The organism is Frankia sp. AiPs1, from assembly GCF_023716945.1.
Taxonomy (GTDB): domain Bacteria; phylum Actinomycetota; class Actinomycetes; order Frankiales; family Frankiaceae; genus Frankia.
Genome location: NZ_JAMQQF010000272.1, coordinates 1 through 7812, shown reverse-complemented (window position 1 = coordinate 7812; position 7812 = coordinate 1). Strand labels below are relative to the sequence as shown.

Here is a 7812-nt window from a genome sequence, read left to right as displayed (position 1 = left end):
TGGCCCGCCCGTAGCTTCCAGCGAAAAAACAACGCTAAGCAGCGATCGCGGAGGTCGGGCCGGCGGTAAGGAGACTGGGACAAACCGTGGGAGGCTACGTCGCGCTCATGATCAGCTACCGGCAAACTGTGACCGTCGGGTACCTCAGTGACGCGGGGGTAGCCCGGTGGTTGAGTCGAGCAGTTCTACGCGGACCAGGATCGTGTGGCGTACGCCTGCGTCGAGCATGGCGATGATCCGGTGCCGGCCGTTGTCGTACCACTGGCTGGCGGGGTCGTCGTCGGAGTCGATCCGGATGGGTTCGATCACGAGCAGGCTCGCGAGGGCGTCGAGGTCCCAGCCGGTGATGCCGGCAGCGACCGCGCTGTCGAGGGCGTGGTCGCCAATGTCCTCGCCGGTGGCGCCGAGGGTTTTGGCCTTGTGGACGAGGCGGATCGCGGTGGCGTTGACGTGATGCCAGTCCCCGCCGTGGTACCAGCAGCATCCGTGTGGGCGTCGGCGGGGCACGCGCTGGCGGTAGACGCGGCGCCAGGTCGGGACGGGTGTGGTCATGCAGGCGGGCCGGCCGGGCGCCTCGGGGGTGGGCAGTGTCGCGAGGGCAGCCACGTTGTAGGACCAGCGTTCGACCCAGGCCGGTTCGGTCATGATGCGGGCGCGGCGGCGGGGTGCTGGTCGAGGTGGCGGTAGATGGTGGGGCGGGTGACGCCGAACTCGTCGGCGATTTGTTGGACGGTGTACTTGCGCCGGCCGTCGGGTCCGGTCTCGTCGTACATCTCCCGGGCCAGCTGCACCTGGCGGGGCCCGAGTTTGGGTTTCTGTCCGCCGGGGCGTCCGCGGGCGCGGGCGGCCGCCAGGCCGTCCATCGTCCGCTCGGACATCAGCGCGTGCTCGAACTCGGCGATCGCGCCGAGGATCTGGAAGAACATCCGGCCGACGGCGGTGGAGGTGTCGATGCCCTGGTCGAGCACGACCAGGTCGACGCCGCGGGCCTGTAGGTCGGCGGACAGCTCGAGGAGGTGCTCGAGGGAGCGGCCGAGCCGGTCGAGCTTGGTGATGACAAGCTGGTCGCCAGCCCGGTTGGCGCACAGCAGGGCCCGGTCGAGTTCGGGACGGCGGGCGAGCTTGCCGGAGGCCTTGTCGATGAAGATCTCATCGCAGCCGGCGGCCTGCAGGGCGTCGTGTTGGGCTTCGGGGTGCTGGTCGCGGGTGGAGACCCGTCCGTAGCCGACGCGCATGATCGAATCGTAACGCGAACGAGGGTGTACGTGACATAGCCGCGTACACGACATGCGTTACACACGCGACCTGCGGAAACACAAGTCGATCAACGTGTTTCATGAACGATCGTTACCGGACAGCCCCGCCCGCTCCCGCCACCGGGCCAGGTTGCCCCGGGTGGCCAGGGTGTGGGGGTGGTCGGGGCCGAGCACCCGCAGCCGGTCGGCGAGCAGCGCCTCGAACGCGGCGGCCGCCCCGGCCGCATCCCCCGCCTCCCCCCACCACCGAGCCAGATTGTTCCGGGTGATCAAAGTATCCGGGTGGTCAGGCCCCAAGACCCGCAGAGAGTCGGCGAGCAACTGCTCGAATGCGGCGGCCGCCCCGGCCGCATCCCCCGCCTCCCCCCACCAGTGGGCCAGGTTGTTCCGGGTGAGCTGAGTGTCCGGATGGTCGGGGCCCAACACCCGCAGCTGGTCGGCGAGCAGCGCCTCCGTTGCCGCGGCTGCCCCGGCCGCATCCCCCGCCTGCCCCCGCCACCGGGCCAGGTTGCCCCGGGTGGTCAGGGTGTGGGGGTGGTCGGGGCCGAGCACCCGCAGCTGGTCGGCGAGCAGCTCCTCGAACGCGCCGGCCGCATCCCCCGCCTGCCCCCGCCAGTAGGCCAAGTGGTTCCGGGCGAGCAGAGTGTCCGGATGGTCGGGGCCCAACACCCGCAGCCGGTCGGCGAGCAGCGCCTCGAACGCGGCGGCTGCCCCGGCCGCATCCCCCGCCTGCCCCCGCCACCGGGCCAGGTTGCTCCGGGTGGTCAGGGTGTGAGGGTGGTCAGGCCCCAAGACCCGCAGCCGGTCGGCGAGCAGCGCCTCGAACGCGGCGGCTGCCCCGGCCGCATCCCCCGCCTGCCCCCGCCAGGAGGCCAGATTGTTCCGGGTGGTCAGGGTGTGAGGGTGGTCAGGCCCCAAGACCCGCAGCTGGTGGGCGAGCAGCGCCTCGAACGCGCCAGCCGCCCCGGCCGCATTCCCCGCGCGCCCCTGCCAGAAAGCCCGGTTGTTCCGGGTGGTCAGGGTCTCAGGGTGGTCGGGGCCCAGAACCCGCAGATGGTCGGCGAGCAACTGCTCAAACGCGGCGGCCGCCCCGGCCGCATCCCCCACCTGCCCCCGCCACCAAGCCAGGTTGTGCCGGGTGATCAGGGTATCCGGGTGGTCAGGCCCCAAGACCCGCAGCCGATCGGCGAGCAGCTCATCCGCTGCGGCGGCCGCCCCGGCCGGATCCCCCGCCTCCCCCCGCCAGTAGGCCAGGTTGCCCCGGGTGGCCAGGGTGTTCGGGTGGTCGGGGCCGAGGCGCTGGGCGGCGGTGGTGGCCAGATGGTGGTAGCGGTCGGCTGCGGCGAGGACAAGGCCGGTGTTGCCGAGGCTGGTGGCGGCGCGGAACAGCACCGGGTGGAGGTCGGGCTGCCAGAGCGGGTCGGGGGCGACGGTGTGCAGGGTGTCGGTGTTGGCGCGTAGCACCTGGCCGAGGGTGGTGTCGCGTTCCACCTCGGGCCACACGGCCAGCAGTGCGTCGCCGGCGGTACGGGCCAGAACATTCGCCCGGTTCTCGGGCAACGTTTCCCGGACCGCCCGTTGGATCAGCTGGTGGACGCGGACGGCCTGGTGCGGGCTGGCTGGGGTGTAGTCGACGAGGCTGAGCAGGTGTAGGCAGGCGAGTGCGTCACGAGCGTCGCCCACGTCGACCGGCCGGGGATGAACGGCGGTTTGGTCGGCGGGTACGCGATGGTCGGTCAGGTAGGCCAGCGCCGGGGCGCTGGTGAGCACCGTTGCGGGGATGCCGTTGGGATCCAGAACCGCGGCGAGTTCGAGCAGCGGCCCAGCGAGGCCGACGGGACGGCACTGGTTCGCTCGCTCGATGGACAGGGACCAGGCGGCGGCCATAGCGAAGCGGTAGTCGTCGGGCAGGCTGTGGGGGGCCAGGTTGGCCAGGGTTCGGGTGCGGTCGGCGAGCCGGCTGCGGTAGGCCGCGCAGTCCAGATGCCGGGAGTCGATAATGTAGGCGGCCGCTTGGGCCAGCGCGAGCGGCAGGTACCCCAGGTCTTCGGCGAGCCCGGCGATCTCAGCTGTCTCGCTGGGTTGGCTGTGGCCGGCGAGGGCTGCAGTGAGGTAGGCGGTGGCCTCGGGTGGGGTGAACAGGCCCACGTCAACCCGGCGGCGGCGATCACCGGTCAGGGCGTCGTCCTGGCGGCGGGTCGTGACCAGCACCCGCCCGCCCGGTCGGTCTGGGGGCCACAGCCCGATCAGATCGTCCGGGTCGGCGAGGTCGTCGAGAACGATCAGCCATCGCCGATCGGTGCTGACCAGCCACGCCAGCAGCGCGGCCGCGGCCGCGGCCGGATCCGACCGGTCGGCACCTGCGACCTCGGCCGCGGCGGCGGTGTAGGCGGTCTGGATCGCGTCGCGGCTGGCCGCGGTGACCCACATCAATAGATCCACCGACCCGGTGTCCCAGGCCTGGTGGGCGTAGTCGGCGGCGAGCTGGGTCTTGCCGACCCCACCCATCCCGGCAAGCACCTGGCAGAGAACCGCCGTTCCCCCGTCGCCGACCGCCTCCTTCAGCAGATCGGCTGCTGCCCGGTACTGGAAGCGGGCCGCCCGCCGAGGCACCACTCCCACCCGGCGCGGCGGCGCGGATTCCTTCCCAGCTCCTGTGCGCGTGTCCCTGTAGGGCGGGCCGCCTCCGATCTTCTCCAGGTCACGTTGCCCTTCGTGGAGAGCAACGAGGTCCCGGATCTCGGCCAGGGCGAACGTGGCCGCGCCATCGTTGGTAGCGCAGGCCCGAACCCACTTCTCGATCTTCTCGTTCGGCGGCGGGTTGACAACCTTGGCGTTGCGGATCGCGTTGAGCTGGCTGATGCCGTACCCGCACTGCTCGGCGAGCTGCTTATCGGTCAGGCCCGCATTGTCGCGCAGCCGGCGCAGGATCGCGCAGATCTCCCTGACCGCCAGACTCGGCGCGTTCGCCGGCATCGAACCCCCCGTTCCTGTTCCGGTGTTCTTCCGGTACCGGAACCCCCGGACAGTCTGCACCAGCGGCACACCGAGCCGGCCGTTCCAGTCACGTTCCGGCGCGACGAAAAGCCCGCGTCGGGTGCCCCAGCGTCAGGGCCGTCGCCGATCCGGGCGGCTGGTCTGAAGGAGCGCTGGATGTACACCGACCCGATGACGGTCAAGATCCTCGTGGTGGCGTTGTGTGTCACCGCGTCCGTGTGCGTGGCACTGGTCGCCGGCTACCTGGAACGGCGCGCCGGCGCCCACCCGGCGGCCGCGGTCCTGCGCGGCGGGACCGCGTTCGCGGGTGCGCTTGCGCTGGAGATCCTGGTCCTCACCGCGCTCGGCGCCCTGTGACCTGCGGCCTCGCTGTTCGCAGGCGAGACGGGCGGTGCCCGGCGGTGGCTGATGCCGAGCGGCCTGCCACGAATTTGTTGGGGGCCTACCCGAGAGTAGGCCGTCGCAGCGGCCGGTATCCATCGGCGTCGAGCTGCGCGAGTTCGCCGTCGATGTCGACGGAGTGGGTGCCGTAGAAGTGCACGTTCTCGTGATGGGTGGGCCAGATGTGGGCCAGGACCTCGTCGTCGACGGCCTGGCCGTCGCGGCGCAGGGCACCGACGGCCAGGCCGTGGTACTCCGTCGACCAGCACACGATCGCGTTGGTCGCGAGGGTGAGGCACCACATCTGCTCGGTCTGCTGCTCGTGGTGGCGCCGGCGCAGCGCGCCTTCGGCGGCGTACGCGAGGGACCGACGCAGGGCGTGCAGGTTCTCGCCCTTGTTCAGCTGCCGGGCGATCCTGCGCCGGTAGGTCTCGTCGGCCAGGTACCGGGCGGCGTATACGCTGCGCCGCAGCGCCCCATACTCCTTGATCGCCGAGGTGAGGGCGTTCTGCTGCCGCTTGGACGAGCACAGCTTCCCGACGACCAGCGCCGCGGTGGCGTGGCCGCCCTGCACGCTGGCGGCGACGCGCAGCAGGTCGTCCCACGTGGCCGTGATCAGGTCGGTGTTCAGTCGGCGGGTCATCAGGGGCCCGGACCGCGGGTAGCGGGTGAGGAAGTCCTGCCGCGGACCCGTGCGGTAGAGGGTGATCTTCCCGAGGTCCCGGATCCGGGGCGAGAGCTGCTTGCCGACCAGGTCGAACAGGGCGAAGTTGGCCAGGGTGGCGCCGTGGGTGTCGGTGGCGTGTTCGAACACCGGTAGGTCGGTGGCGTTGCCCAGCAGCCCGTCGAGCACGTAGTGCGACTCCGGCGCGGTGGCCACGATCACCTTGGTGTCGAAGGTGGAGTGCTGGTCGGACACGTGGGTGTAGGTCGACACCCCCTGGCCCCGGGCGAAGTACCGCGACAGGTGCCGCGCGGTGATCGACTTGCCCTTGACCGGGAACCGCTGCCCGTCCGAGGACGACAGGGTGCCGGTACCGAAGGCCTGAGTCAGCGGCAGCCGGTGGTGATAGTTCACCACCGCGGCGTTGGCCGCCTCCAGGGTCTCCGGGCGGAAATACCACTCAGCGGTCCAGGCGAGCACGTCGTACGGGACGCCGCAGGACTCGGCCATCGCGCCCAGGCCCATGTTCGTCGCCTCGGCGATGATCACATAGAGCAGGTTGCGTTTGAGGTCGGCTGGCCGGTTGACCTTCCCGCCGGCGTGGACGAGATGGTCGGTGAACCCGGTCCGGGCGTCGATCTCCACCAGGACCGAGGCCAGCGGGACATGGGGCAGCATCCCCGCGAGCTCGGTGCGTAGCGAGGCGGCCTCGGCTGGGGTGTCCTCGGCGGTCAACGGCGGGATGATCAGTTCGCCGTCGTTGGTGAGCCGGACCTCGCCGGGGTTGCCCTTGGCCAGCTGGGTCTCCAGGTCCGCCAGCGCGGTGTGCAGCTCGTCGTCGGCGTGGGCGAGGGCGTCGGCGGCGTCGGCCGGCTTGCCGACCAGGTGGCAGAACTCGAGTCTCTGCGGCGCCCACGCCTCGGGGGTGAGCAGGAACGAACCTGGGTCGGCGTACCGGCGTGAGCCCGGCACGTGGATGTCGCCGCAGCGCAGCCCGTCGCGCAGGCCGAGGAGCACGGCCAGCTCCCAGTAGTGGCGGTAGGCGGTGATGTTGCCCGGGTCGGCCAGGTAGCCGGCCCACCTGGTCGGCACGAATCCGGTCGGGGCACCGGGGGGAACCTTGCGGGCACCGGTGGCGTACAGCTCGGCCAGGACCGACACCGCCTGGAGCAGCTGCTCGGTACCCGGCCCGCCGGCGAACCGCACCGCGCCAAGCACGGCCGGGGCGAACTGGCGTAGGTAGGCCATCGAGGCGTCCATCATCGCCAGATGTCCGTGGTCGCGTGGGAGCCGCTCGCGTCGGGCCGCCCACGCCGCCCGCAGCCGGTCCATCCCGATCTGGGAACGAAGCAGCCCGCCGATCTGCTCGTCGCCGGTGTCCGGGTCGAGCACGATGGTCAGGATCTCGTCGAGCAGGACCTGCCGGTTTTCCCCACCTTTGGCCCGCTCGGCAAGCGCCTCGTCGACCTTCTGCCGGGCGGCGGCCTCCCGCCCGGTGATGGCCTGGTCGAACAGCAACAGCGTCTCATCGAGCACATCGACGGCCGACTGCGCGATCAGCGTGAGCAGGATCGGGTAGCGCCGCTCCGCCTCTCGTCGCTGCAACGCCTGGCCGGTCAGCCGACGGCCCACCCCTGCCAGGAAACGGCGCCGCTCGGACGGCAGCATCGACAGGTCCAGGGTGTGCGCGTCCAACCGGCGCAGGTAGGCCAGCTTCTCCAACTCGGTCTTCACCGCGACCGGGCTCGCCGAGGTCGGCCCGACGCCCAGCCACGCGAGGGGCGTGCGACCGAGGTAGGCGTCGGGGACCAGCAGCAGGTCCAGCTCGGCCCGGCGCCGGTCGGTGAGCAGGTGCGCTACCCGCGTCCAGGTCTCCGCCCGTGCCCGCGCCCGGGCGGAGGCGACATGTTCCAGCAGGTGCACCACGCCCGGCCGCACCGCCCGCGACGAGATCAAATATTCGCAGGCCAGGCGGAACAGCAGCTTCGGCCCGTCGTGCTCCATCGCCCGGGCGAACAGGAACTCGTCCAGATCCTTCCACCCGGTCGTGTCCATCGTCCGCCACCCGGCGTAGGCGACCACCTCACGCAGATGATCCGTCCGGGTCTGCTCCCGCTCCCCGTACCCCCGCAGCTCGCCCATCGGCACGCCCAGCCGCTGCGACAGCCGGCCCACCGCGGCGGCCGGCGCCGCCCGCGGGTCGTCGGGCACGAACCCCAACCACGGCAGCGTGCACAGCTGTACGGCCACGCCAAGCACGTTGCGGCCGGCTCGGAACGTGCGCAGGAACGCCACATCAGCCCCGGTCAGGGTGAAGTGGCGGATCAACTCCGTCCGGTTGATCTCCGGGAAGCCCCGAAGCTGCGCCTGCTCCTCCTCCGAGAACACATCCCGGGTCGCCACCCACCCACCGCCCTCACGTCGATCATCACCAAACGGACGTCGAGGCTACGGGCGGGACGAACCGGGATCAATCCTTACCGTTGTTTTTTCGCTGGAAGCTACGGGCGGGCC

Annotated in this window: 5 protein-coding genes; 1 reads left to right on the top strand and 4 read right to left on the bottom strand. The window is 71.2% G+C overall.

Features of this window, described 5'->3' with window-relative positions; translation table 11 throughout:
• Positions 1 to 144 precede the first annotated feature (144 nt).
• From ND748_RS20330 to ND748_RS34170, 3 genes are all read right to left on the bottom strand, one after another.
• Positions 145 to 645 (bottom strand): hypothetical protein, encoded by a 501-nt coding sequence (locus tag ND748_RS20330; protein ID WP_251747587.1) that lies wholly within the window; start codon positions 643 to 645, stop codon positions 145 to 147.
• Positions 642 to 1235, bottom strand: coding sequence for a recombinase family protein (locus ND748_RS20325; protein WP_251747586.1), 594 nt, complete (start codon positions 1233 to 1235; stop codon positions 642 to 644). The genes ND748_RS20330 and ND748_RS20325 overlap by 4 nt, the downstream gene beginning before the upstream one ends.
• Before the next feature lie 99 nt (positions 1236 to 1334).
• Positions 1335 to 4232 (bottom strand): helix-turn-helix transcriptional regulator, encoded by a 2898-nt coding sequence (locus tag ND748_RS34170; protein WP_285902431.1) that lies wholly within the window; start codon positions 4230 to 4232, stop codon positions 1335 to 1337.
• Positions 4233 to 4409: 177 nt separating this feature from the next.
• On the opposite strand from ND748_RS34170, the gene ND748_RS20310 reads away from it, so the two are divergent.
• A complete protein-coding gene (locus tag ND748_RS20310; protein WP_251747585.1) occupies positions 4410 to 4610 on the top strand; it encodes a hypothetical protein in 201 nt (66 codons plus the stop codon).
• 85 nt (positions 4611 to 4695) lie between these two features.
• On the opposite strand, the gene ND748_RS20305 is transcribed toward ND748_RS20310, so the two are convergent.
• Complete coding sequence (locus ND748_RS20305) at positions 4696 to 7701, bottom strand: Tn3 family transposase (protein ID WP_251747584.1); 3006 nt, start codon at positions 7699 to 7701, stop codon at positions 4696 to 4698.
• Positions 7702 to 7812 lie beyond the last annotated feature (111 nt).

Coding starts and splice junctions, on each gene's coding strand:
- ND748_RS34170 (WP_285902431.1), bottom strand. CDS start 4,232: ATGCCGGCGAACGCGCCGAGTCTGGCGGTCAGGGAGATCTGCGCGATC.
- ND748_RS20325 (WP_251747586.1), bottom strand. CDS start 1,235: ATGCGCGTCGGCTACGGACGGGTCTCCACCCGCGACCAGCACCCCGAA.
- ND748_RS20330 (WP_251747587.1), bottom strand. CDS start 645: ATGACCGAACCGGCCTGGGTCGAACGCTGGTCCTACAACGTGGCTGCC.
- ND748_RS20310 (WP_251747585.1), top strand. CDS start 4,410: ATGTACACCGACCCGATGACGGTCAAGATCCTCGTGGTGGCGTTGTGT.